A 23,948-nucleotide genomic window follows, 5' to 3' on the forward strand; every position below is an offset into this window, starting at 1 on the left:
CATTTTTAATGGTTTATTTCAGTTGTTGTATGGGAACGCGAATAAAACGTGGGCGGTAAATATTTGCATTCCGGTAGTGATCTTCCAACTCATGGCTATTCATATTATATGAGATAAGAATAGAATCATGTTCATCAATAAACTGGGGATGAGCCAACGCATTATAGGTGAACAAGTTTGGATTATCGAAAGGAATCTCAATTGTATGAATTTTTTTACCCTTTTTGGCGCTCCATTTAAACGGTGAATCTGAATGAAATGCCCAGATCTCATTACTCAATCCACCAAGCTGTGTGATTAAATAGTACTCGTCATTTAATTTTAAAACACTAAATTGCTCCGATATTCCTACATCCAGTATTGGAGAGACCGTTTTAACATCATCTGTCCACTCGTTACCAGAAAAGTATTCCCACTCACCTTCTGGCATGCCGTTTGGAAAACGGGCGCAATAGGCTTTTCCATCCCTCAAACCATATATGTAGGTATATTCCTCATCTTCAAACAAAGCATGCCCAAAGTGTATAGAGCTGACTTTCTCTTCCGGGAGGATTTCAATATCTACCTGTTGAAGATCCGGCAAGGAAAAACTGGCTATTGCTGAACCAGTCCACATAAAATCCCACATCCCCGAACCGTTTTGTCGAAACTCAGAGAAAAAAACTTTTAATTGATCGTCTACCACAAACCCATCTCCGGGCCAGTACCAAACAGAATCTTCAGGTATTTCACCATTCGATTCCAAAACAAGCGGCGGAATAACCATAGATCGATCTCCCTGAGGAGTTTCTCTAAAAAGCGTCTTTAGAGTTTCCCCCTCTTGTATCACAAAAGAGTTACGGATATAGATGGGATCCATCTTTTCGCGAGTGCCATCGGCATTTACGGTTCCCAAAAAAGTATCTCCAAATATCCATACAGAGCGACCATCGGGCAGAAGAACCGAATACGTACCATCCGCTCCGGTTAAGCCACCGCCGCTTCGGGTGAATAAATGGTTAAACTCGGTTGCCGGGCGAACATTTTGTGCCTGTCCTCCGCTCCGGCCAATTAACAAAAGAAAAACTATTACTCCTATAACAAACCTTACGTACATCTTTTTTAATCAAACATTCTGATCTCTTTCACTCTCAACACTGTAAACAATGCTGTCTCCACGATAATAGCCTACATTATACTCAATCGGCCGATTTCCGGGATCGTATACAAATCGTGTTCTTTTTAGAATCGGGTCTCCTTTGTCCATATCCAGCATTTTTGAGAGCGGTAAGTCTGCCGACCTAGCAGAAATTTCCTCTTTTGATAGTTTGGCGATCACGGAGAATTGATTTCTCAAAATTTCATACAATGGTTTTGAAAAATCTTCTCTTCCTGTAAGTCCAATTCTCGGATGGAAATATGATATAAAAAACACAAAGGGCCCGTCTTCTCCACCTCTCAATCGTTCCATTTTCAATACTTTTGTCCCCCTGTCAACCATAAAAAAGTTGCGAACTTCTTCAGGCGGTTCTTCCCAGGTCAGGTTAATGTTATAATTAACCACCTTTATTCCCTTGGCCTTCATTTCCTGGGTAAAGCTGATCCAGTTTTTGGCCTTACTGTCTACATGTTTTACAACTTTTGTCCCAACACCCTTTTTCCGATGTAACAAGCCTTCATACACAAGTTTATTTGTGGCTTGCCTCAGCGTATTTCGCGAAATCCCCAACTCCTTTGCCAGATCAACTTCTTTTGGTAATAATTTCCCGCTTTTGTATTCAGGTAACTGAATCATTTCACGTAGAAGTTCTTCTACCTGAACGTGCAAAGGAATCGGGCTTTTGTGATCAATTGAAAGATTCATATTATCATACTTTAACTATGTATGAACATAGTAATTTTTTCAAACTTTAGAAATAGGTATACAAAAGTTTGTCTTAAATAATTGAAAATCTCACAGATTTGAATGTGCCATCCTGAGCCTTATTTCAATATCCAATAGAAGTGCCAATATGCAAAGGCTTTTCTCTCTGAAAAAGGTCGAAATGTATTCTATCCTTTATTTAAAAGAGTGCAGGTTTTCACCTGCACTCTTTTTGACTTGTCCCCCAATTCTTAGTTCAAAAACTGGTCAAACGTTAGAGAAACGTAGTAGATGGCGCCGAGGTTCGGACCGCCGTAGTTTAGAATGTGCTGGTTATTTGTGATATTCGAACCGCCAACCTTCACGATCGACTTGAGGTCCGGTACACGATAGGTAACCTGTGCATCAAGCGTAGAAACAGACGGAACCATTCCACTTGCGAAAGATGACGTCCATTCGAACTCTTCCTGCCATCTCCAGCTCACTTTAAATCCAAGTTGATCAGTCAATCTTCGATTTTCAATAGACACATTTACTTTGTGTTCGGGTGTGTTAAAATCAAAAATAAAGCCTTCATCCCGATCAGTAATCAGCTCATTCCAATTGTAGTTTGCTGATAAAAGAAAGCTTTTGGGCAGGCTGTATTCAAACCCAACCACGGCTCCCTGAGATTTTACAGTTTCTTCAACATTTGTGTAGAGCTGGAAGGTATTCAATGCCGTTCCTGATAAAAGCAGTGGCAGTGTATCTGCGCCGGGCGCTAAAATTTCTCCGGCCTGAATAATGCCATCGTCATTAAAATCGGAGTTTATTTGCCGTACCCTGAACTGGGCGATAAAATCATCATAGATGTTATAGTAATATGCAGCATCAATTAACAATTTGTTACCCAAGAGGCCTTTATAGCCCACTTCAAAAGATTGAATTTGTTCGGGACGAACCGGATCAAAACCCTGATAGGGTTGTAACTGCCCGGCAGCTTGCACCTGTTCTTGCGGTGTTTCTGCTTCGAGAAGTGCATCCGTAAATCGTTCTACAGATTCAAGCGTATATGAACTCTGAGTCACATTGTATTTATCAGCCAAATATGGCAATCCGCCAAGCAGACGTGCTGTAAGTACATTCAAATCAATATACTGGCCCTGGGTAGTTGGATTTCTAAAACCGGTTTGATAGGATGCCCTGATATTGTGAGAATCTGCAACCTTAACAACCGCAGAAATTCGGGGATTAAACTGTCCATCGAAATTCTCGTTCTTATCGTATCGAATAGAACCGGTTAACTGAAGCCTGTCATCAAGAAGGGCTTTGGAAGCTTGTAAAAATCCACCAAATTCGTTGATATCTACACCGCCATCTGCATCATCAAAAATCGTTCCGTTAGACCGCAACTGGTATTGCCGGTAACTCGCTCCCACTTGCAAATCAACAAATGAAATTTCATTCTTGAAGTTGTACAGTCCCTCAACATGCAAGAACCTGGATTGATCGTCGAACCGCGCTCCATTTGGCACAACATCCGCTAAAGCATTCTCATATGCGGTATCAAATGCATCCGTTCCGGGTTGAATGCGGTTGGCATCGGCTGTACTTCTTGCAGCGCTATGAAGTTGGGCAACTGCTTGTGGATTATTCAAAATTGCATTTACAGTAGCCGGATTATAGGCAGGATTACCGCCTTGAGCTTCTGCGGCGGCTCCCATCAAACCACCTGCAAATACGGCCCCATATGTACCAAACCATTGCGTTGTTGGCATATATTGGTCATTGATAGAAAATCCTACAAAATCGGCGATGTAAGAGTCACCGGAATTTTCAAAAGTTCCATATCCGCGAACCATAAAATTATCGCCTTCGAACTGAACTTTGTGCTGGTGAATGTAGAAATCTTTTAAGCTGTATCGTTGCGCCCCACTGTAAACCGACGTTCCCGATCCGTAATTCATTGTGTAACTGGCTTCAAGGTTGTCTGTGAGGCGATAGTGAAGTGAACCTCCTGCTTTGAGATTATTTGCATCATGATCCACCAAAAATTCTTCTCTATATCCGGTTCTTGTAACTGGTTGTGCAGGCAACGAGGCAACATACTGTTCTGTAACTGAAGCCGGAACCCCTGTCTGAGCAGAAATTTGTTGCGCAATAGCAGTTCTGTTATCACTTGGCAAGCCCAATAAACCAAGGTTAAAGGAACCATCATCTCCATACAGATGGACGCCATCGTAAGCAGGATTATTTGAGAGTCCTGAAGGTGTAAATACAGCATTCTTATCTGAATAGTTGATACCCACCCAGTCCTCGGCTTGTGAGTAACTGAAATTTATTTTGAATGCAAACTTATCGTTGATCACTTTTGCATATCGGGCAGAAAAATCAAGCATGGGCTGGGCCCCATCGGGTTCACCCAAGGTAGCGTCACTGTCGATATGATTTACACCTGTCTGAACATTCACACTCAACCCCGGATATCGAAACGGATTTTTACTGTTCACAAGCAGAATTCCATTAAACGCATTGGGACCGTATAGTGCCGATGAAGCCCCCGGAATAAATTCAACACTTTCCACATCTAAAACAGATGGGCCATTCAGATTACCAATGGGAAAATTAAGCGCCGGAGCCTGGGTATCCATTCCGTCGGTTAACTGAACCATTCGGGTATTTCCGGTTGAATTAAAACCCCGTGCATTAATAATCTGAAAATTGATACTGCTTGTGGTCATATCCACACCTTTCAGGTTCGAAAGCGCCTGATAGTAGCTTGGAGATGCCGTTTGGTTAACGGCAATAATATCCATTTTTTCAATCGAAACAGGTGCTTCTAAAATACTTTGCTCCACACGGGAAGCAGATACAACTACATCATTTCCAAGAATGGTTTCCTCAGAAAGCTCAATCTCGAGGTCGGAAACATTCTGTTCGGAAATCACAATTTCGCGTGTTCGGTAACCAATGATTGATACCAAGATGGTAAGCGGCGGTTCATCATTGATGTTGAGCGTAAACTCGCCTTGTGAATTTGTGGCAACACCGACCATGGTTCCTTCAACAATAATATTCACTCCTGCAAGCGATTCGCCCGTTTGGGCATCGATTACAGTCCCCGATACGGTAGTACGGGCACTATTTTGTTGAAAAGCCGGAGCGGCTAAAAGGTTGTTAATATTAGTTATTTGAAAAAGAAAAGAGAAGAAAAAGCATAATAGTATTTTGGTAGCGGCTATCTTAAGATTCATCTGATAGGTAATTGGTTCATGTTGGCAGACACTGTGAATCGAACACTTATTGATCGTTTTAAAAAACAATCTCTCCAAAATAACTGTCATTTTTTGGTTTATGCAAGCGCTTTCATAACAATTTATTAATAGCTGATAAATTAAAAATGACACCTCCCTTCTTTGTTTAAAAAAATATACGCTTATACTTTTGCTAATTGCTTTCGACTGTATACCAATTTTATTTTCCCGTTCGTTGGAGTTTTAAAAAACAATAAACCTACAGACCTTCATCATGAAAAAATCATCTATTATTTCAGTTATTTCCCTTTTTCTTCTGGTGGCATTATTTACTGATGCCTCTTCACAATCTTCCGATTACGACTCTCGAATTACAGTTGATGCTGTTGGTGAGGTTCAGGTATCGGCCGACCTCATCCATTTCCGGGTGAACATTACACAGTTCAAAGAAGATGCTCGGGAAGCTTTTCAAATTCACAAAGAGCAGGAGCAGTATTTAACAGAATTGCTGCTTGAGGAAGGAATTGCAGATAGTAATATTACGGCAAACCCCATTAGCATATCACATATCAGAAGATATAATAACACTGGTGAGAGTGGTTATGAAACTCAGCAGCAGGTGCTTATTTCTCTGGATGATGTGACTCAATTTGAATCGATGCAAATAAAATTGATTGAGAATGGATTTACGAATTTCTCAGGCTCATTTACTTCATCTGAAATAAAGCAAGCCAGTGATGAGGCTCTTAAAAAAGCAGTTGAGGAAGCCCGAAAAAAAGCAGAGATATTGGCTGATGCCGCCGGAAAATCTATTACCGATGTGTTGACTATCAATTATCATTCATCACGGCCTTATGCTGCCAGGGCTGAATCCGTACAAATGGCTTTTGATGCAAGTGGCGGATCACTTCTTCAATTTGAGCGAACAATCTCTGTAACGGAGAACGTATCCGTTCAATTCAGGATTGAATAATCATTTTTGGTTCAGTCTTTTGAAAACTGCCGGATGAAGAATCACTCTTAAAAAGAATACATAAGAGGTAAGCTTTGCGGGAGATTACAATAGAGGTTTAAGAATGTCCCAAAGATTCTCAGCCAAAATTTTATGACCTTCAACGGTTGGATGAATTCCATCCGGCAGATTTAACTCTGGATTTCCCGCTACATCCTGGAGTATAAACGGCATAAATATTACATCATTTTCTGAAGCTAATTCCTGGTAAACACCCCGAAATTCATTCGTATAAAGGTTGCCTAGATTTGGCGGAGCTTCCATTCCGGTTAGGACAATTTCAGCATCCGGGTAAGTTTCCTGAACTTTGTCGATGATTCCCTGGAGATTCTCTTTGGTATTCTGTGGATCAATTCCTCTCAAACCGTCATTCCCGCCAAGCTCCAGTACAAAAACATCCACGCTCTGACGCAGAATCCAATCCACTCGACGCAGTCCGCCGGCGGATGTCTCCCCACTGAGACCGGCATTTACTACTGCATAGTTCAAGCCAAGTGAATCAATTTTTTGCTGAATAACGGCGGGAAAAGCCTGTTCGGTTTCCAATCCATAGCCGGCAGTAATACTATCCCCAAAAAAAAGAATTGTTTTGGAATTCTGACCAAAACTGTTTGTAAAACAAAGTAACAACAGGCTTGTAAGTGCAACCTTTAAAAATCTCATACGTTATTTTTGGTAAATTAAACTCTTTCGGGGAATGGTTTATATTATCCCTTCTGTTTACTGATTGTCAATTTAATAAATACAGGATGCCGAATAGTTCCATTTTATCAGTCGAAAATTTATCAAAAACATTTACAAGCGGTAATAAACAACTAACGGTCTTAAAAGATATTACATTTTCTGTAGAAAAAGGGGTTACCTGCGCCATTGTTGGACCTTCCGGCAGTGGCAAAACCACCCTTTTAGGAGTTTGTGCCGGATTGGATAAACCCTCAACCGGTGTTGTAAATCTCAATGATCAGAAAATATCCGAACTGAGTGAATCTGAACTTTCGTCAATTCGAAACGAACAGATTGGATTCGTATTTCAATCATTTCAGCTCATTCCTACCCTTACAGCTCTGGAAAATGTAATGGTTCCTATCGAACTGAGAGGATTAGCCTATAAAAATGTAGAGAAAAAAGCTATTGAATTGCTTGATAAAGTAGGTTTAAAAGATCGGATCACACACTATCCCACACAGCTTTCCGGAGGAGAACAACAACGTGTTGGCCTTGCAAGAGCGTTTATCCACAAACCCGACATCCTGTTTGCTGATGAACCGACCGGTAACCTGGACGGCGATACCGGGGCTCAGATTGAAGATCTGCTGTTCGACTTAAACCGTGATGAAGGAACCACACTGATCATTGTTACCCATGATAGGGAACTGGCTGCTAAATGCAACCGGATTATCGAACTAAAGAGCGGGGCTATTATTTTGGATACGATCACTCCGGCGGCACGACCTGAAACCATCCAGGAAAATGTAGCGCAATGAAATTTTTCCGAGAATTGATTTCCTCCTACAGCTGGAGGCTTGCCTACAAAGATGCCAAACCTCAGTGGAAAAGCCTGTTGCTTTACACATCGTCCATGATTGCCGGAATTGCGGCGCTGGTGGCTATTTTATCATTCCGAAGTGATGTTCTATTAACCGTTGATGACCAGGCGAAGGAATTGCTTGGAGCCGATCTTGAGATGGATTCAAGTCAGCCCTACCCCGAGGAAGCGGTCGCGTTTATTGACTCTATTGGAGGGAGTGATGCCAATTCCATTGAGTTTAATTCGATGGTATTATTCAAACATAACGGCTCCACCCGGCTCTCCCAGATTCGGGCGATTGAAGGCCCCTTTCCACTTTATGGAGCTTTAAAGACGGAACCGGAAAGTGCTGCCGACAGGTATAAAGAAGAAAAGTTTGCCATTGTTGAGCAATCCGCTCTCAACCAATATGGAGCAGAAGTCGGCGACAGTATCCAGGTTGGGAATGTGACACTTGAAATTGGCGGCGCTTTGATTAGTGTGCCCGGAGAAGCCGCAGCATTCTCATTGATCGGCCCCCGGGTGTTTATCCCAAAATCCATTGTTGAAGATTCCGGCCTTTTAGAACGTGGAAGCCGTGTTGAGTACAAACAATTCTTTAAATTCGATTCTGAAGAAAAAGCCGGTGAAATCGAAGAAGCATTTGATCCCATCTCCGATAAATATCGAATCCGGACAGAAACTGTAGCTGAGGAAAAAGAAGAGTTTGAGGAAGTGGTAAATGGAATGTCGAAATTTCTCGGGCTGATAGCTTTTGTGGCCATCCTGCTTGGCGGTTTAGGAGTATCAAGTGCGGTGTACGTTTACATCAAACGAAAATCAAATACCGTTGCTACTCTTCGCTGTTTGGGGATCACAAAAGAGAAAATCCTGGCAATATTTGCAATTCAGATTTCCGCAATCGGCTTCATGGGAGCTTTGATCGGTACCGGGTTAGGTATTTTTATTCAATTGTACATTCCCACACTTTTTGAAGGTTTATTACCATTTGAAATTGTGCAATCTGTGTCCATTTCTGCAGTAGCCCTTGGATTATTGACCGGTTTGTTGATCAGCCTGGTCTTTTCACTTTTGCCGCTTATTACAATCAGTACAATCTCTCCACTTCTGACGATTCGGACTGTAGAATTTTCTCCTATTAAGGCGTTATCAAAACGCGCAAAAATTGTGGCATTTACCTCTACAATTCTAATTTTGGTTGCCGTAGTGGGACTTCTGACGGAAAGTTTTCTTGTAGCTCTCGGTTTTACAATCGGTTTGATTGTATGTGTTTTGCTTCTTTGGGCTATGGCAGCAGTCCTGATGATGACGATTAAGAAACTCCGCCTCAAATCACTTTCATACACCGTACGCCAGGGAATGGCCAACCTTTTCAGGCCAAACAACCAAACCTCCATGTTGATGATAACATTGGGAATGGGAATGCTGTTGATTGGAATTCTCTATATGAGCCAGGAAATGCTTCTACAGCGAATAGAATTCCAAACCGGGGAGCAAATGCCCGATGCTGTTTTCTATGATATACAGATTGATCAAAATGAATCTTTTCTTGGAATTATGGAGGATGCGGATGTTAATGTAACCCAAAATGTGCCCATCGTGTCCATGCGTTTAGCCAGCCGAAAAGGTGTTCCTGTTTCGGAAATCAGGACTGATACCACTCTTGATATTAGCAGTTGGGCTCTTTCCAGGGAGTACCGGGTAACGTACAGAGATTCTCTTATTGATTCTGAAACAATTATTGAAGGTGAATGGATTGGTGAATCTAACGGTATCGATTCTGTTGTTCCGATCTCCATTGCCGACCAGATTGATGAAGACCTGAAAGTTGAAATTGGGGACACACTTGGATTTAATGTCCAGGGAGTTCCCGTAACCACGGTTGTTGCCAGTATTCGGGAAGTAGATTTTGACCGCCCTCAACCCAATTTCTTTGTTCTGTTCCCCAAAGGAGTTTTGGAAGAAGCGCCTCAATTTTTTGCTGCGACAATTAAAACCAACTCCCGCGAACAAACCATTGCCCTGCAACAACAGGTCACTGCACAGTTTCCGAATATATCTTCTATTGATATTTCCGTAGCCCTCCAAAGCGTTCGGGAGTTTCTTGACAAAATGGCTCTCGCTATTCAGTTTATGGCATTTTTTAGTATTCTTACCGGCTTTATCGTTCTTGCGAGTTCAATCGCTATCAGTCGAAAACAGAGAACCCGTGAGTCTGTCCTTCTGCGAACCCTCGGGGCTGCCAAATCACAAATCGGAACCATCCAAACAATTGAATACGCTTTGTTAGGCCTCCTCTCTGGGCTGACTGGACTTCTGCTCGCTGTTCTTTCAAGCTGGGCCCTGGCTTATTTTTATTTTGAGCTTGTTTTTGTCCCGGATCTGGTAACCGTCTCTGTATTATCGATACTGATCACTATCTCAGCCATATTAATCGGATGGAGTGGCAGCAGACATATTTTCAGTCATTCACCACTCGAAATCCTGAGGCTTGAAAACGGATAAGCATGACAAACAATCAAACCGTATGGCTTATTTCGTTCGTCATTCTTCTTGTGTGCATTCTCATTACGGTGATTCTCTATATCTATATGGGGCAGATATTTATCGCAATTATTCTTGCTCCGCCCATCATCCATTGGATTTTGAAAAGGAGAAACAGGAACTCATGAAATAAATCGGAGTTTTACATTTATTTCCTTTATTTAAGAGTACATTATCTGTTTACGTTTTACTGTATTTTAGAGAAATTACAGTAAGAGATAACGAGCTATAAAACCATAAAATTCAACTAACTATTACTTCAATGAAAATTCTTGTCCCAATTGATTTTTCCGATCGAAGCAAAAAAGCTTTACAGGTGGCTGATAAATTCGCTCAACTGTTTGATGGCAAAATAACCCCGTTTTATTCTCATTTACCGATCTCGGAATTGGATGAACCGTACGCACTCGGGATGAGTTCAAAAATCTATCAAAATTTTGAGAATCTCGAAGAGCAACTCACAAACCGGGTAAAAGAAGTGGCTGAAAACAATGTAGACCCAAGCCGGCTCGATAAGCCTTCTGTAGTTTTAGGGAATGCGGCAGAAGGAATTATTGATGCTTCGGAGGGATATGACTATATCATTATGAGTAGCCACGGCCGAACCGGATTTTCACGTTTCCTCCTCGGCTCAGTTGCAGAAAAAGTTTTGCGGCTCGCTCATACTCCGGTAATGGTAGTTGAAAATGAATCGGAAGTAGACGATTTCAAGAAAATTATGGTCACAACCGATTTTTCTGACAATGCAGCAGAAGCCTACCCCTACGCGATTGATATCGCAGAGAGATCTGGTGCAAAAGTTGATTTGGTGCATGTATTGAGTTTCGAACAGTTTGATGAAGAAGAAAAAGATCTTTCACTTCGGAAAATCCGTGAAGAACGGCTTAAACTTCTTGAAAAAGAGCATTTCGGACGAATATCAAACCAGGTTAATCATGAAGTCATTGTCTCGCAGGACTCGGTTCACGAGGCGATTTTCAATCATGTCCAAAATAATGAATACAACCTGATTATAATGGCAACGGTGGGCAGAACCGGAATCAATTATCTGATGATGGGAAGTACAACTGCCAATGTGGTTCGCCATGTTAACACTGCCGTTCTCAGTGTGAATCCCAAGAAAGACTAAATAGAAGCGAATAAAATAAATTTTCGGGATAAAAAAAGCCCGTAACTCGTAAGAATTACGGGCTTTTAATTTAGTCAGCACCAAAAGCCGTTATATATCCACCCGGATGGTACCAAATATTTGCCAGCGGTCAACCGTTCGGTTTGCTGTTTCTGATCGGGTACTAACTTCAGGAAGCTGATCGGGAAGGTCATCATAGTCATACACGCCATAATCATACACCGCGCTTGTCTCTTCCCATGCAGTATACCGGGCAGCGGCTTCGAACCGAACGCCATTTCCAAGCCTGAAACCGGCTCCGAATGAGTATGAAGTTCTGTCGTCCAGGCCATTTACAAACCGGCTCGGCTGGAAACCATATCCTCCACGAACGGTAAAATCTGGTGTTAAATCATAAGCCAATCCTGCTCTGTAGCTCCACACCGATTGATAGGCTTCTTTGATAAAATCATTCTCGGCAAGTTCATCTTCAAAAAGATCGCTCTCTTCAAATTCAATTTCCGTATTGGAGTAGTCCACATATTCTGCAGAAAACGAAATGGATAAACCGGAAAAATCCTGAAGAGCAGCCCCTAATGAAACCCTCCCCGGATACTTCACATTGTAAGAAAATTCACTATTTGTAAAATCGTTGTAATCCGTGCCGTTGTCGAAAGTGGTTGTTATGGAGGCATCGAATTCCTCATCCACAAAAATCCTGGTTGGCAATGTATAACTTATTCCAAAATTGACGTTATCGGTTGCTTTATAAAGGAGCCCAGCACGTGCACGAAAACCGTTATAACGGCTAGTCAGATTATCGTCCAATAGAATATTGTCTATATCCGTATCCCCGATCCCGTTTTCATCACTATCTATAATAGTGCTGTTATAATCATCTAATTCATCGATTTCCTGGAAAACCCGGTCGTACTTGAACTTACCTGTTAAGAGTCCAATACTTGCACCAACCATCACATTTTTTTGAAACTCAGTTGCAAAAAAGAGCGAGTATTCTCCGCCATTTCCGCTTTGTAATACCTCTCCTTGCTGGTGTATCCCAAAAAAATCACCGTATTCGTCGAACCCAATTCTGAAAATAGATTCGTCCCAATCTTCAAAGGTATCACCGTAATCGGTTGCAAAAGTGTTGAATGCTATCTCCTGATAAGGCGAACCATCGGTTTTGAAATGATCGGTTATTGTACTGTTTTCGTTAAGAGCCCGAAAAGCCAAGGCCCGGTTAAACGTAGTATGTTTGGTATAGGCTCCCCCAAAAACCAAACTTCCCTGGGATGTTGGAAGCGAATACAAAAAACCAAGATTTGATAAATTGAACTGATTATTATCCAGGGTTCTTGTATTTCCAAGGTAATTTCCATCTTCACTCACATCACCGAAAGACAGTCCAAATTCCCCGATACTTTTATCGAATAAAGCCATACTGGCCGGATTGTCAATAAAAGACCCAATCCCTGCTTTCATTGCCGTACCGGGGAGCACAATCGATATGGGATCATATGCAGGTCCCTGGTCTCCAAACAACGTTGCCTGATTGTTATAAAGCAGGATATTATTATCGCTTTGAGCGTTTGATTGTTTCACTCCAAAGAAAGCAACCAAGAAAACTGTCATGATTAGAAATTTTCGCATACTCCACCTACATTGATGATATTTTAACATTAACTCCTTCAATAGAAATACAAGTTATCTTACTTGTTCCTATCTCTTGATGATGAACGGCTTCTCGATGATGAGCTGCCTCTGCTTCTTGAAGATGAAGAACTACTGCTGGACCGAACAGCGGGTTTTGAAGAGCTGCTTGATCCAGAACGGCTCACAGCAGATGATCTGCTATTGGAGGAGGATGAAGATCTGCCAAGCGAAGAAGAACTCCGGCTTCTTGATCCACTATTTCCGATTACATGCTTATAAATCTGCCGAACAGCATTACTGTTGAAGAAACCGGGTCGGTTGTTATTGGATGATGATCGAGCATTGTAATCTCTTCCATAACGTTGTTGTGGAGATTCAACTTCACCTCGATCTAAAAGACGGCTCCTCAAAGACTGAATAGATCGTTCTCTTCTGCTCAAAGAACTTTGACTTGATACGTTTTTTTCTATCCGGCTATTATTATAGTCTTGAATTCGATTGTTGACAGAACTTGAGCGATTCACCCGTGTATACGGATCAGAATCCGATTGGCTGTTAACAGCAGAGTTTCGATTGTCATCTGATTCACGATGACGGATGATCGAATTTCCCCGGGTAATAACAACTCCTTCACTATCAATATTTCCTGAGCGGGAATTGTTCGAACTGCGGCTGCGATTGACCGTTCCACTGCTTCTGTTTGAAGAGGAAGATCGGCTTCTATTTACAGTACCGTTACTTCTGCTGCCAGATGATGACCGGCTTCGGTTTACTGTTCCGGAAGATCCTCGTGACCGGCTTGAGGATGAACCTCTGTTTACCGTACCTCTGCTTGAATTACTGCCTGACCGACTACGAACTGTAGATGAAGAACGTGAGTTTGTACTACTACCGGATCGGTTGATCGTACCTCTGCTTCTTGACACCTGGCTTGTACGAGCATCTGACCGAACAGCTCTACGGCTGGCTGTATTCTGTACTCTTGCATCCGAACGGGTTCTTCTAACTGTGCTGGAACCGCGAGTAATCAAACCATTTCCTCTTGGCCCGTAATTTCTGGATGTTCGTGATCCTTGATAGACAATTACTCCGCCGTAGTATGGACTATGATATCCCCATCCCCAGTAATCTCCATAATACGGATAGTAGCCCGGATAAGCATAGTAGGAATAATATCCATAGCCTGGATGCCACCGATTCCATCCATACATGAAACCTACAGAGAAATGCCAATTGAATCTTGCAGACCAATAAGAGTGTGGATGATAATGAGGATAGTAATGAGAATAATAGGGTGAGTAGTATGAGGAGTAGTAAGGTGAATCGTAGTAACCTCTGCCATAATAATTATTGATTACAACACTTCTGCCATATGGATCGTGGGCAAGGGCGGCTCCGTACTCTTCGTACCATCTTTGGACATCATAATCTTTAAAATAGTAAGACTCGGCATCTTCCCATCCATCTTCATAGCCCAGAGTATAATCTTCTTCATCTACAATTTGTTCGCCGCGTTGTTCTACAGAACGCTCAGCTGAACTTACTCTGTCTGCTCCCGAATGATAAGTTCCGCCCGAATTATATGGATCATATGTCGTTTTAAGCTGAGTGTAACAGCTGGTAGCAGTCATTGCCAATATGGCAACCAATAAAAAATTTAAAGTAGTTGAATATCTCATAGTAGCCTCCGGACTTGCCGTTGTTTTACTTATCCACTTATATAATATAATAAATTTGAGCCATCAACTATCACATAACCATGTGATGTAAACATCTCTCTGTTAAATCTCGCCTCGAAGGGATTTCGCAATCACTTCCGCTTTTGAGTTAACGTGAAGTTTCTTATAAATGTTTCGTATATGAGCACGAACGGTATCAATTGAAATATCGTATCTGTCGGCGATCAATTTATAACTTAAACCATCTACCAAACCATTCACGATATCCTGTTCCCGGGATGTCAGGTCGCTTTGAGGTTTATTTTCCGGTTCAGGTTTATTAAAGTGCTCTATCACTTTTCTTGCAATTTGGGGAGACATCGGTGCCCCGCCTGCTATTAAATTCTCAATTGACTCTTTGATTTCGGGTAATGATGTGTGTTTCAACAAATAGCCTGACGCGCCAGCAACCAGCGAGTCGAATATTTTATGAGAGTCGTGATACACTGTAAGCATGATGATTTCAACATCGGGATATTTCTTCTTGATGATTTCGATTCCCTTAATTCCTGACATACCAGGAAGCTGAATATCCATCAATATTACGTCCGGAGGAGTATGCGCCTTAAGATGATCGAGCATCTCTTCAACCGAATCCACAGCAATTTTACAGTTCATCGTATCCTGCATATCCAGATATCGCTGAATAAGATTTCTGATTTTTACATTGTCTTCTACAATTCCTACACTAATCATGATTTACCTCTTATTTTATGGATCCGGTTGCGCGGACAGTGAATCCACCATTCGAAACAATATCAACGTCAGAATCTATACGTTCTGCCCGCATCCGCATGTTTCGCAATCCTTGACCCGATTTCCTGTCACTCTTTATTTTTGTTCCATTATCATGGATTTCCAGCTTGTATGTTTTCCCTACAAAAGAAAAATTAATATCAACCCTGGTTGCATTCGAATGCTTTACAATATTATTGATGGCCTCTTTAAAAATGAGGTATATATTTTCTTTAACGTCCACCGGTAGCCTTTCATGCATACGGAGGTTTTCAAAATCATAGAAAACATTTACCTCACCATTGACAAAAACCTGGTTCACATAATCCTGCATTCTGTCTGTAAGATCTCCGGCTGTATCATTTCTTGCATCTATAGACCAAACAATATCATCTAGGCTATTGACAATCTTGCGGCTGTGTTCTCCCAATTGCCGAAGGGTTTTCTTCACCTCTTCATTGACCGTTCCAGCCTGGAGGAAATCTGTTTGAAGGGCGAGCTCTGTAAGGGATGATCCAACATCATCATGTAAATCGCTGGCTATCTGAACGCGCATCCGTTCAATATCAACCTGTTTTTTTACTTTAAAATATCGATAGGAAAACAGAGCGAGGCCGATAATCAACAATAAAATGAGCAGGAAGAACCACCACTGCAAATAGTACGGATAAGCAATATCAAAGGAAAAACGGGCAAGTTTTGCACTGGGCACTCCATCGGCGTTATATGCCCGAAGCTGAAATTCGTATTCGCCCGGAGAGAGCGATGGATAACGAATTGTTCGCTCAGTTGTAATTTGCCATCCCTGGTCAAGTCCTCTCATTCTGTATTCATAGAAAATCTGATCCGGTGCTTCATAGCTCAGCCCGGAATAAGAAATCTGGACAAAATTCTCATCGTTATCGAACTGATGATCTCCCGAAGGGTTCACCATATGCCCGCTAACCATAATTTCTTCGAATTCAATACCTGGCGGAGATGTAATCTGCCTGACCTGTTCGGGGTAAAAATGGCTCAAACCTTCAACCGTTCCCAACCAAATGGTCCCATCAGATGCCAGATACGAAGCGCCGGCATTCAATTCATTTGTGATCAGTCCCTGATTTTTATTATAAACCCTGAATGACCGAAGGCGTTCTAAAGTAGAATTTGCCTGGAGTAATTCTTCCGGATGTAATTGATACAGCCCCCGGTTCGTTCCCACCCAATATCCATTGTTCCGATCCTGAATTGTAAAATAACTTATCAGATCTACCTGTTCGGATTGAGCCACCCGCTGGATTGTCTTTCCATCGTATTTTGCTATTCCATTAAATGTAGAAAACCATTTATTACCGTTTTCATCTATATGAATCTGTATTACCCCGTTACTGGGCATTCCATCGGCCATGGTTAGGTATTCAAAATCTTCTCCATCATACATTGCCACTCCACCATAAGTAGCAAACCAGTAGTTTCCCTTGCTGTCTCTTTTAATGTCCATCACAGTATTGTTCAAAAATCCGTTTCCGGTATGGTATTGAACATATCCATCTTCCTTTAATTGAATGACCCCGCTCTCGTAGGTGGCTATCCAATATTCATTTTTTTCTACGTCTTCATAGAACTTTCGAACCATTCCGAATGGAAAACGATCACTACTAACCGTGTTAAATTGGCCATTTTGATAAATGCTGATTCCTTCTCTTGTGCCGATCCAAAGTCGTTCCCGGCTATCCAGCATAAATGCAAAAACAATATCATCAACAAGACCGTCGGATTCGTCGTAGGGGTGAAACGTTTCCCCATCATGCCGCATAACTCCACCGCCATACGTTGCAATCCACACATCCCCATTGGGGCCTTCAATAAAACCGGTGATTACGTTATTGGTAAGTCCATTCTCGATATTGAAGCTTTGAAAATAGTCGCCCACATAAATACACAGGCCTCCACCGAGTGTACCGAACCACATATTCCCCTCATGATCCAGCATGGAGGAGTGAATGTAAGGTGCAGGAACGCCTTCTGCTCGTGTGTAATTTTCAAATGTCCTTCCGTCAAAAAGTGAAACCCCTCCCTCTGTTCCCACCCAGATCCGGTTTCGATCCTCTACCGTAATCGTCTGGACCTTCTCATCCAGCAATCCATCAGACTGATTATAAACTGTCAGTTCACCATTCTCATACTTTACTAAACCCGAAAAAGTCCCGATCCAGATTCTGCCAAACGAGTCGCCGGTAATATGACGAATTCGATTATCCGGCAAACCATTTTCAACGGAATGATACTGCACCTCTCCATCATAAACTCTTGCAAGTCCCTCCCGGGATCCAATCCAGACGGTTCCATCATTTGCTGAATAAATGGTTTGAACCCGCTCCATGGAAATTCCCAATGATTCGTTCAGGGAGATTAGTTTACCATTTTCCGGAAGCATCCAGGCGCCATTTGATTCGGTTCCAAACCAGTAATTTCCTTCCTGGTCTTCAGCAATCGAAATGACGGGGTATTGATTCAATTGGGAAACAGAGGCTGGGGTTATAAGGGTGTCGCCCCGCAGAATAGAAATTCCGTATTCGGTTCCCGCCCATATCGTTCCTTCGCTATCTTGAAATAGAGCGTGAACATCGTTTGAAGAGAGTCCGTCTTCTTCGTAGTACTGCTTGAAGGATACACCATCAAACCGGTTCAGGCCATAACCGGTTCCCACCCAAATATAGCCTCGCTCATCCTGGATGATGGTTTGAGCCACAGATTCGCTCAGTCCAACCTCTATGGAATAGGTTCGAAATGGCAGGTATTGAGATTGAGCCATTTCCAGGTAACCAAGTGTTATGAGCAGAGTTAGTATGCAGGATCGAATCAACATTATTCTTGCAAGCTAAAAAGATAATTTTATTGTACAAATCACATGTTCATGTGAAGGACAATTAATTATTCAAAAAGAACTAAAGCAAGAAATGCATACCATATCCCGCGAATAATGAGAGCCCTGTGATGAATGACAATTGAATTTACATTATAGCCTTCCACCTAACATTCAACAGTTCAAGGATTTTCAACGAGTACTTACGGATATACTTCTCCCGCAAAATCTGTCAATGAAAAATAAATAGGGGTGTTTACTTATCCGAGATAAGCTCTCAGAGCAGCACTTCGGTTATGATGGCGAAGTTTACGCAATGCTTTCTCTTTAATCTGACGGACACGCTCACGAGTCAGATCAAACCGTTCACCAATCTCTTCGAGTGTAAGAGAATGTTCCCGACCAATACCAAAATAGAGTCGGATGACTTCGGCTTCTCTTTTTGTAAGCTTGGAAAGCGCCCGTTCGATTTCCACTTTCAGGGATTCACCCATCAAGTCGTTATCCGGATCGGGGATTTCTTCGTTTTCCAAAACGTCAAGGAGACGGTTGTCTTCACCCTGTGCGAACGGAGCGTCCATCGAAAGATGGCGACCGGAAATTTTCAACGTATCAGCTACTTCAGAAACCGTCATATCCAGGCTTTCAGCCAGCTCTGCCGCTGATGGCACACGTTCGTATTCCTGCTCCAGCTTGGAAAGTTCTTTACCAATTTTATTGAGAGCTCCAACCCTGTTCAAAGGCAATCGAACAATTCGGCTCTGCTCGGCAAGTGCCTGTAAAATGGATTGGCGAATCCACCAAACAGCGTAAGAAATAAATTTAAAACCTCTTGTTTCATCAAAACGTTTGGCGGCCTTAATCAAACCAAGATTTCCCTCATTGATCAAATCACCGAGAGACAGGCCCTGGTTTTGATATTGTTTTGCAACCGAAACCACAAAACGGAGGTTTGCTTTTGTTAAATCTTCAAGTGCGCGTTGTGATCCTTTTTGTATCTCTTTGGCGAGACGAACTTCGTCTTCAGGGGTTATCAGCTTCTCTTTACCAATTTCATGTAGATAGCGATCCAGTGATTCTGATTCGCGGGTAGAAATGCCTGAACTTTTAGCCACTATGTATTAAATCTAAGTTGGGATTCGAAATTTTACTCAGTTTAACTACGTACAGAAACTGAATTTGGTATATAACATCGGTAGTTAAACAATCTTTACAATATATGAATTCTTGATGCTATTTTAAAACCATCTGTTTACTTCAAATGAGTCTCAAAAATGAACGGCCATTCCATTTATTTTCAATTCCATATGCGTCTAAAATGGTAGCCGATACATCGGAAAATGTTTCCCGGATGCCGAGATCAACCCCTCTTTGTGATCCTTTATTTACCACAAGAATGGGCACAAATTCCCGGGTATGATCGGTACTGTCATCGGCTGGATCGTTTCCATGATCTCCCGAAATAAATAACAGATCACCATCATTCAATTTCTCTATCATTGCAGGAATTGCCCTGTCAATTTCTTCCAGGCATTTTCCATATCCTTCCGGATCCTGACGATGACCGTACAACTGGTCGGTATCAATTAAATTGATGAACGTAAAGCTATCCTCAATATTTGCACTCATCAAACTCAAAAGTTGAGAAATTCCCTCAGCATTATTTCTGGTCTTTCGGTATTGGGTAAATAGATGGTCAGCAAACAAATCAATCACTTTTCCAATGGAATAAACCGGGATATCATTCTCCTGCAGTACCGAAAGCAAATTCGGCTCAGGGGGAATCAAAGAATAATCGTGTCTTTTTTCAGAAATTCTTTCAAACGCCCCCGGTTTTCCATGAAAAGGCCTCGCAATAACGCGGCCAACTCCATGTTCTCCAATCATAACCTTCTCTCTGGCAAATTCGCACCATTCATACTGTTTCTCGAGAGGAACAACATCGGTATGGCAAGCCACTTGGAAAACACTGTCGGCTGAGGTATAAACAATGGGATTCCCGGTTTCCAAATGCTCTTTGCCATAATCGGCTATGACCTGAGTTCCGGAGTAGGGTTTATTACAGAGAGTGTCTCCCACTCCAATTCCATCACAAAATTTTTGAATCACTTCATCAGGAAATCCATTCGCATAGGTTGGAAAAGGTTGATCAAGATGAATTCCAGCAAATTCCCAGTGACCGGTTGTACTGTCTTTGCCGGCAGAGACTTCTCTCATCTTACCAAAAGAAGCAATGGGCGATTCTATCTTTTTTATCGAATTGAAATCCCGGATATCTCCAAGGCCGAGCTGCTCAAAATTCGGAAGCTGAACATTGGCAATCCGGCTCACATTTCCCAGCGTGTCGGCTTTCTCATCGCCGTATTGATGTGCGTCTTCCTGGGCTCCAACTCCTAAACCGTCAATAATCAGTAAAAATGTTCTTGGCATATTTATAGTCCGGAAATCGTGGCATTCTCATTCTTCATTGCACTGCTAAGTAAACGCTTCGCCTGTTTCCACAAATCATTAATATCTTCTGTGTCCGATTCAACTTTCCCTGAACCGGTTTTCACATGTACTTCTACTTTTCGTCCATCGCCAAAATCAAGTTTTTCTCTCAAATCACTCTTAACAGTATTTAGCCATTCCTGATGATGGTTCTCATCAGGACTCACTAAAACATAGGAATACACATAATCACTGTGAAAACCAATCAAACCATTCAATCCCAGCCGGGAAGGGTTCAACGCTTTTACCATCAATCGCTGTAATTTCTTCAGATCTTCCAACCGAAACCGGGAACGCAATTCGGACAGGTTTTCAATTCCAACCAATCCATACCACATTGTTTGGTTGTCAAACCGGCGTTTCATGTGTGTGTTGATGCAAAGATTCATGAGATCAGGCTGAAAATTCCCGTATTCTGTTGCCAGCAAATTCTGGTTGAATTCGTTATTGGCCCGATTCGTCTGGATGGTTAGCGAGGCAATTTTCACCAAATTCTTAAGCTGATGCTTAGTGGACTCTTTAAAGATCAATGGATTTTTATCGTAAGCTAAAACCACTGCACATCTTTTATCAGATATCAAAATCGGAATAGCCAGTGTAGCCCCTTCAGTGGAAGCTTCTGATGTGGAAACTCTTTTTGGGTTTTGGTTGAAGTGGATGGAAAACATCGACTCACCCTTCTGAAGCGCATCGTACGCCATAGATTTTTCCTCTACCATCAATCCCAGTGCGGGTGATTCCGGCGAGTCGGCTGAACGAATGGCATTCACCCAGGTTTCCATACCGCGCAAAGCCACCGAAACGCCCCCGGATGGAAGAATTTTCTGCATCTCCTCCACCATCACGTTCAATACTTCTACATTGGAAAGCTTGGTTGTAATTTGGTCTGTCGATTCATCATAGTCCGTCCATTTCTTTTGATCTTCGTAAAGATCAGTCAACTCCAGGTATGTATTTAACACGTTCATGTGCGCATTCCTGTAGGCTGAAACCGAATTCTCAAGTTCCTTCAGGTCCAGCCGTTCTTCAGTTTCAATAACTGTAAGTGCAACTGTTGAGTTGTTATTTTCGAAAGGGATGATGGTTAGATAGCGGGTTGGCACTTGTTCGTAATAGTGCAACAACTCTTCCCGGTCAATTTGATGACCCACCTCAATCTGAACAATATCTCTGATATCCCTGAATTGATTGAGGAAAAACTTGTCAAACGCAATTCGGTCTTTGAACATTACATTCGAATAAACCGTGTAGGTCGTTTCAAGTACAAATTGCTGTCTGGAACGATTCACCCAATAAAGATAAGCCGTTTTGGCACCTGTGGAGCGCCCAACCAACTGCATCAGGTCGTCCATGATGTGTTTAAACTCAAACAGTGCTTTCTCTTCTCTTTTCGAACTCATACCCGAATTAAGTTAGTGGTATATGCTTATAAAGTAGGATTTTACAGCGAAGCTGCCAACTCTTCGGCTTCTTCTACCATCGACTCAAAAATATCAAGCCCCCGACTCCAGAAATTTTTATCGTTGATATCCAGTCCCATTTTTGAAACCAGGTTGTGCGGCCAGTCGCTTCCCCCCGACTCAAGTAATGCAAGATATTTATCGGAAAACCCATCTTTCTGTGATTTGTAGGAATCGTATAATGCCAGAACTAACAATTCACCAAATGCATAGGCATATACGTAGCCGGGTGTATGCAGGAAGTGAGGAATATAACACCACCAGATCTTATACTCATCCGTAAGCGTGACCGAATCGCCATATAGAGCTTTTTGGGTTTCTATCCAGAATTCCGAGAACTGTTCTTTCGATAATTCTCCCTGCTCGCGTCTGGCATTGTGAATTTTATCCTCAAACCGATTCATGGAAATCTGCCGGAATACCGTTGCAATCGTATCATCAATCTTACTAATAAGAAGCGCCAGTTTTTCCTGTGGATTGTCCAAACGGTTCATCAATTTATTAAAGACAAGCATTTCTCCAAAAACTGACGCTGTTTCTGCGGTTGTCAAAGGTGTAGAGGATTGTAATTCCCCCTGTTTTCTTGAAAGATATTGATGGACGCCATGACCCAACTCATGGGCCAGGGTTTGAACGTCTCTGAGTTTCCCATCAAAATTCATAAACACATACGGGTGAACGGAAGTGACCGTACTGGCGGAATAGGCTCCTCCTCTTTTTCCCGGTTTGATCGCAGCATCAATCCAGTTATTCTCAAAAAACTCGGAGGCAATCGAACTCATCTCCGGGTGAAAATCTCCATATGCTTCCAGAACCATGTCTTTGGCTTCGCCCCACTTCACGGTTTCTGTGGATTTTGTAATTGGTGCGTACCGGTCGTAATCAAACATCTCATCTATCCCCAAAAGTTTGCGCTTCAGTTTGTAATACCGTTGCGCAAGTGGGTAACTGTCCGTCACGGCATTCACCAGTGCATTTACCGATTCGTGATCGGTTTGGTTTGCCATGTTTCGGGATGTAATCCAGCTATCGTAATTCCTCAGCTTATCGTTGGTGGCTTTATCGGCGAGGATGGTATTAAAGACAAATGTTAATGTTCTGGAATGATCCTGGAATGTTCTTGTAAGTGAGGCGTGAGCTTTCTTTCGAAGTTCGCGGTCCGGCTCATGCAGTTTACTCAACACTTCCTGTTCAGTCTTTTTCTCGCCGTCAAGATCAAACCGTGCGGCTCCGAGTGTTTCATCAAAAAACCTGTTCCAGGCAGCACGTCCGGTTACCGATTTTGCGCTCATTACCTTCTCGGCTTCCTCGGTCAAAGTGTGCTCTTTGTACATCCTGGAAACTTCCAGATAGTGCTTCCATGTTTTTAATTCATCGGATTGGATCAGTTCATTTGCTTTTTCATCATCAACCTTCAACCATTCCACATCCGAAAAAACCAGTTTCTGGCTGACTTCTGATCCCAATTCATTAGCCTGCTGAAGTAATTTTCCTAGTTCGGGATCTTCCGTATTTGTGGACCAAATCAAGTGTGCGTACGAACCGATTTTGCCAAGTGTTTGTACAATTTTTTCGTACTCACGGAGCATGTTGGCAAATTCTTCTGCACTTAAATCCTGGATTTTCCCTCTGTATGAAGCACGAAATTCATCAGCTTTTTTCAGGATATTTTCACTGTCTGATTTCAAAACCGGATCAGATGGAGAATCATACAAATCCGATAAGTTCCAGTGAATATTTTCAGCTCCGTTTTTGTTACTCATTGATAATTGA

17 protein-coding genes are annotated in these 23,948 nt (G+C 42.1%); 5 read left to right on the forward strand and 12 right to left on the reverse strand.

Translation table 11 applies throughout. The annotated features are described in order from the left end of the window. Nucleotides 1–13: 13 nt before the first annotated feature. The 3 genes from L0B18_RS15180 to L0B18_RS15190 form a co-directional block, all read right to left on the reverse strand. Entirely contained in the window at nt 14–1,096 is a 1,083-nt protein-coding gene (locus tag L0B18_RS15180; RefSeq protein WP_234572649.1) for a DUF5005 domain-containing protein, read from the reverse strand. Between the two features lie 9 nt (nt 1,097–1,105). Continuing rightward, nucleotides 1,106–1,843 carry a GntR family transcriptional regulator gene (locus L0B18_RS15185; RefSeq protein ID WP_234572650.1) on the reverse strand — a complete coding sequence of 246 codons (738 nt, stop codon included), beginning with the start codon at nt 1,841–1,843 and terminating at the stop codon, nt 1,106–1,108. Nucleotides 1,844–2,094: 251 nt separating this feature from the next. Continuing rightward, the gene (locus tag L0B18_RS15190; RefSeq protein WP_234572651.1) at nt 2,095–5,076 is read right to left on the reverse strand and encodes a TonB-dependent receptor; all 2,982 of its coding nucleotides are present in this window, start codon (nt 5,074–5,076) and stop codon (nt 2,095–2,097) included. Nucleotides 5,077–5,350: 274 nt separating this feature from the next. On the opposite strand from L0B18_RS15190, the gene L0B18_RS15195 reads away from it, so the two are divergent. Continuing rightward, nucleotides 5,351–6,049 carry an SIMPL domain-containing protein gene (locus L0B18_RS15195; RefSeq protein ID WP_234572652.1) on the forward strand — a complete coding sequence of 233 codons (699 nt, stop codon included), beginning with the start codon at nt 5,351–5,353 and terminating at the stop codon, nt 6,047–6,049. A gap of 84 nt (nt 6,050–6,133) precedes the next feature. On the opposite strand, the gene L0B18_RS15200 is transcribed toward L0B18_RS15195, so the two are convergent. Continuing rightward, the gene (locus tag L0B18_RS15200; RefSeq protein ID WP_234572653.1) at nt 6,134–6,751 is read right to left on the reverse strand and encodes an arylesterase; all 618 of its coding nucleotides are present in this window, start codon (nt 6,749–6,751) and stop codon (nt 6,134–6,136) included. Between the two features lie 86 nt (nt 6,752–6,837). On the opposite strand from L0B18_RS15200, the gene L0B18_RS15205 reads away from it, so the two are divergent. The 4 genes from L0B18_RS15205 to L0B18_RS15220 all read left to right on the forward strand — a co-directional run bounded on the left by L0B18_RS15205 (nt 6,838) and on the right by L0B18_RS15220 (nt 11,289). Continuing rightward, nucleotides 6,838–7,572 carry an ABC transporter ATP-binding protein gene (locus L0B18_RS15205; protein ID WP_234572654.1) on the forward strand — a complete coding sequence of 245 codons (735 nt, stop codon included), beginning with the start codon at nt 6,838–6,840 and terminating at the stop codon, nt 7,570–7,572. Then, on the forward strand, nt 7,569–10,121 hold the full coding sequence (locus L0B18_RS15210; protein WP_234572655.1) for an ABC transporter permease: 2,553 nt from the start codon (nt 7,569–7,571) through the stop codon (nt 10,119–10,121). Before L0B18_RS15205 ends, L0B18_RS15210 begins: the two co-directional genes overlap by 4 nt. A 2-nt stretch (nt 10,122–10,123) precedes the next feature. Then, nucleotides 10,124–10,288 (forward strand): hypothetical protein, encoded by a 165-nt coding sequence (locus L0B18_RS15215; RefSeq protein ID WP_234572656.1) that lies wholly within the window; start codon nt 10,124–10,126, stop codon nt 10,286–10,288. Nucleotides 10,289–10,422: 134 nt separating this feature from the next. Next, nucleotides 10,423–11,289, forward strand: a complete 867-nt coding sequence (locus L0B18_RS15220) for a universal stress protein (RefSeq protein WP_234572657.1) — start codon at nt 10,423–10,425, stop codon at nt 11,287–11,289. 90 nt (nt 11,290–11,379) lie between these two features. On the opposite strand, the gene L0B18_RS15225 is transcribed toward L0B18_RS15220, so the two are convergent. From L0B18_RS15225 to L0B18_RS15260, 8 genes are all read right to left on the reverse strand, one after another. Then, entirely contained in the window at nt 11,380–12,921 is a 1,542-nt protein-coding gene (locus L0B18_RS15225) for an OmpP1/FadL family transporter (protein WP_234572658.1), read from the reverse strand. A gap of 59 nt (nt 12,922–12,980) precedes the next feature. Then, complete coding sequence (locus L0B18_RS15230; protein ID WP_234572659.1) at nt 12,981–14,603, reverse strand: hypothetical protein; 1,623 nt, start codon at nt 14,601–14,603, stop codon at nt 12,981–12,983. 102 nt (nt 14,604–14,705) lie between these two features. Next, the gene (locus tag L0B18_RS15235; RefSeq protein ID WP_234572660.1) at nt 14,706–15,338 is read right to left on the reverse strand and encodes a response regulator; all 633 of its coding nucleotides are present in this window, start codon (nt 15,336–15,338) and stop codon (nt 14,706–14,708) included. A gap of 10 nt (nt 15,339–15,348) precedes the next feature. Next, nucleotides 15,349–18,174 (reverse strand): sensor histidine kinase, encoded by a 2,826-nt coding sequence (locus L0B18_RS15240; protein WP_234572661.1) that lies wholly within the window; start codon nt 18,172–18,174, stop codon nt 15,349–15,351. 311 nt (nt 18,175–18,485) lie between these two features. Further along, nucleotides 18,486–19,340, reverse strand: a complete 855-nt coding sequence (locus L0B18_RS15245) for a sigma-70 family RNA polymerase sigma factor (protein ID WP_234572662.1) — start codon at nt 19,338–19,340, stop codon at nt 18,486–18,488. A 142-nt stretch (nt 19,341–19,482) separates the two neighbouring features. Further along, nucleotides 19,483–20,655, reverse strand: coding sequence for a phosphopentomutase (locus tag L0B18_RS15250; RefSeq protein WP_234572663.1), 1,173 nt, complete (start codon nt 20,653–20,655; stop codon nt 19,483–19,485). Nucleotides 20,656–20,657: 2 nt separating this feature from the next. Then, nucleotides 20,658–22,115, reverse strand: coding sequence for a GAF domain-containing protein (locus L0B18_RS15255; RefSeq protein ID WP_234572664.1), 1,458 nt, complete (start codon nt 22,113–22,115; stop codon nt 20,658–20,660). A 41-nt stretch (nt 22,116–22,156) separates the two neighbouring features. After that, nucleotides 22,157–23,938: a M3 family oligoendopeptidase gene (locus tag L0B18_RS15260; RefSeq protein ID WP_234572665.1), complete on the reverse strand. Its 1,782-nt coding sequence runs from the start codon at nt 23,936–23,938 to the stop codon at nt 22,157–22,159. Nucleotides 23,939–23,948: the final 10 nt, after the last annotated feature.

This window comes from Rhodohalobacter sp. 614A (assembly GCF_021462415.1).
Taxonomy (GTDB): domain Bacteria; phylum Bacteroidota; class Rhodothermia; order Balneolales; family Balneolaceae; genus Rhodohalobacter.

Excerpts from the sequence above, each read along its gene's own strand:
- L0B18_RS15180 (WP_234572649.1), bottom strand. The coding sequence starts at position 1,096 with ATGTACGTAAGGTTTGTTATAGGAGTAATAGTTTTTCTTTTGTTAATT.
- L0B18_RS15185 (WP_234572650.1), bottom strand. The coding sequence starts at position 1,843 with ATGAATCTTTCAATTGATCACAAAAGCCCGATTCCTTTGCACGTTCAG.
- L0B18_RS15190 (WP_234572651.1), bottom strand. The coding sequence starts at position 5,076 with ATGAATCTTAAGATAGCCGCTACCAAAATACTATTATGCTTTTTCTTC.
- L0B18_RS15195 (WP_234572652.1), top strand. The coding sequence starts at position 5,351 with ATGAAAAAATCATCTATTATTTCAGTTATTTCCCTTTTTCTTCTGGTG.
- L0B18_RS15200 (WP_234572653.1), bottom strand. The coding sequence starts at position 6,751 with ATGAGATTTTTAAAGGTTGCACTTACAAGCCTGTTGTTACTTTGTTTT.
- L0B18_RS15205 (WP_234572654.1), top strand. The coding sequence starts at position 6,838 with ATGCCGAATAGTTCCATTTTATCAGTCGAAAATTTATCAAAAACATTT.
- L0B18_RS15210 (WP_234572655.1), top strand. The coding sequence starts at position 7,569 with ATGAAATTTTTCCGAGAATTGATTTCCTCCTACAGCTGGAGGCTTGCC.
- L0B18_RS15215 (WP_234572656.1), top strand. The coding sequence starts at position 10,124 with ATGACAAACAATCAAACCGTATGGCTTATTTCGTTCGTCATTCTTCTT.
- L0B18_RS15220 (WP_234572657.1), top strand. The coding sequence starts at position 10,423 with ATGAAAATTCTTGTCCCAATTGATTTTTCCGATCGAAGCAAAAAAGCT.
- L0B18_RS15225 (WP_234572658.1), bottom strand. The coding sequence starts at position 12,921 with ATGCGAAAATTTCTAATCATGACAGTTTTCTTGGTTGCTTTCTTTGGA.
- L0B18_RS15230 (WP_234572659.1), bottom strand. The coding sequence starts at position 14,603 with ATGAGATATTCAACTACTTTAAATTTTTTATTGGTTGCCATATTGGCA.
- L0B18_RS15235 (WP_234572660.1), bottom strand. The coding sequence starts at position 15,338 with ATGATTAGTGTAGGAATTGTAGAAGACAATGTAAAAATCAGAAATCTT.
- L0B18_RS15240 (WP_234572661.1), bottom strand. The coding sequence starts at position 18,174 with ATGGCTCAATCTCAATACCTGCCATTTCGAACCTATTCCATAGAGGTT.
- L0B18_RS15250 (WP_234572663.1), bottom strand. The coding sequence starts at position 20,655 with ATGCCAAGAACATTTTTACTGATTATTGACGGTTTAGGAGTTGGAGCC.
- L0B18_RS15255 (WP_234572664.1), bottom strand. The coding sequence starts at position 22,115 with ATGAGTTCGAAAAGAGAAGAGAAAGCACTGTTTGAGTTTAAACACATC.
- L0B18_RS15260 (WP_234572665.1), bottom strand. The coding sequence starts at position 23,938 with ATGAGTAACAAAAACGGAGCTGAAAATATTCACTGGAACTTATCGGAT.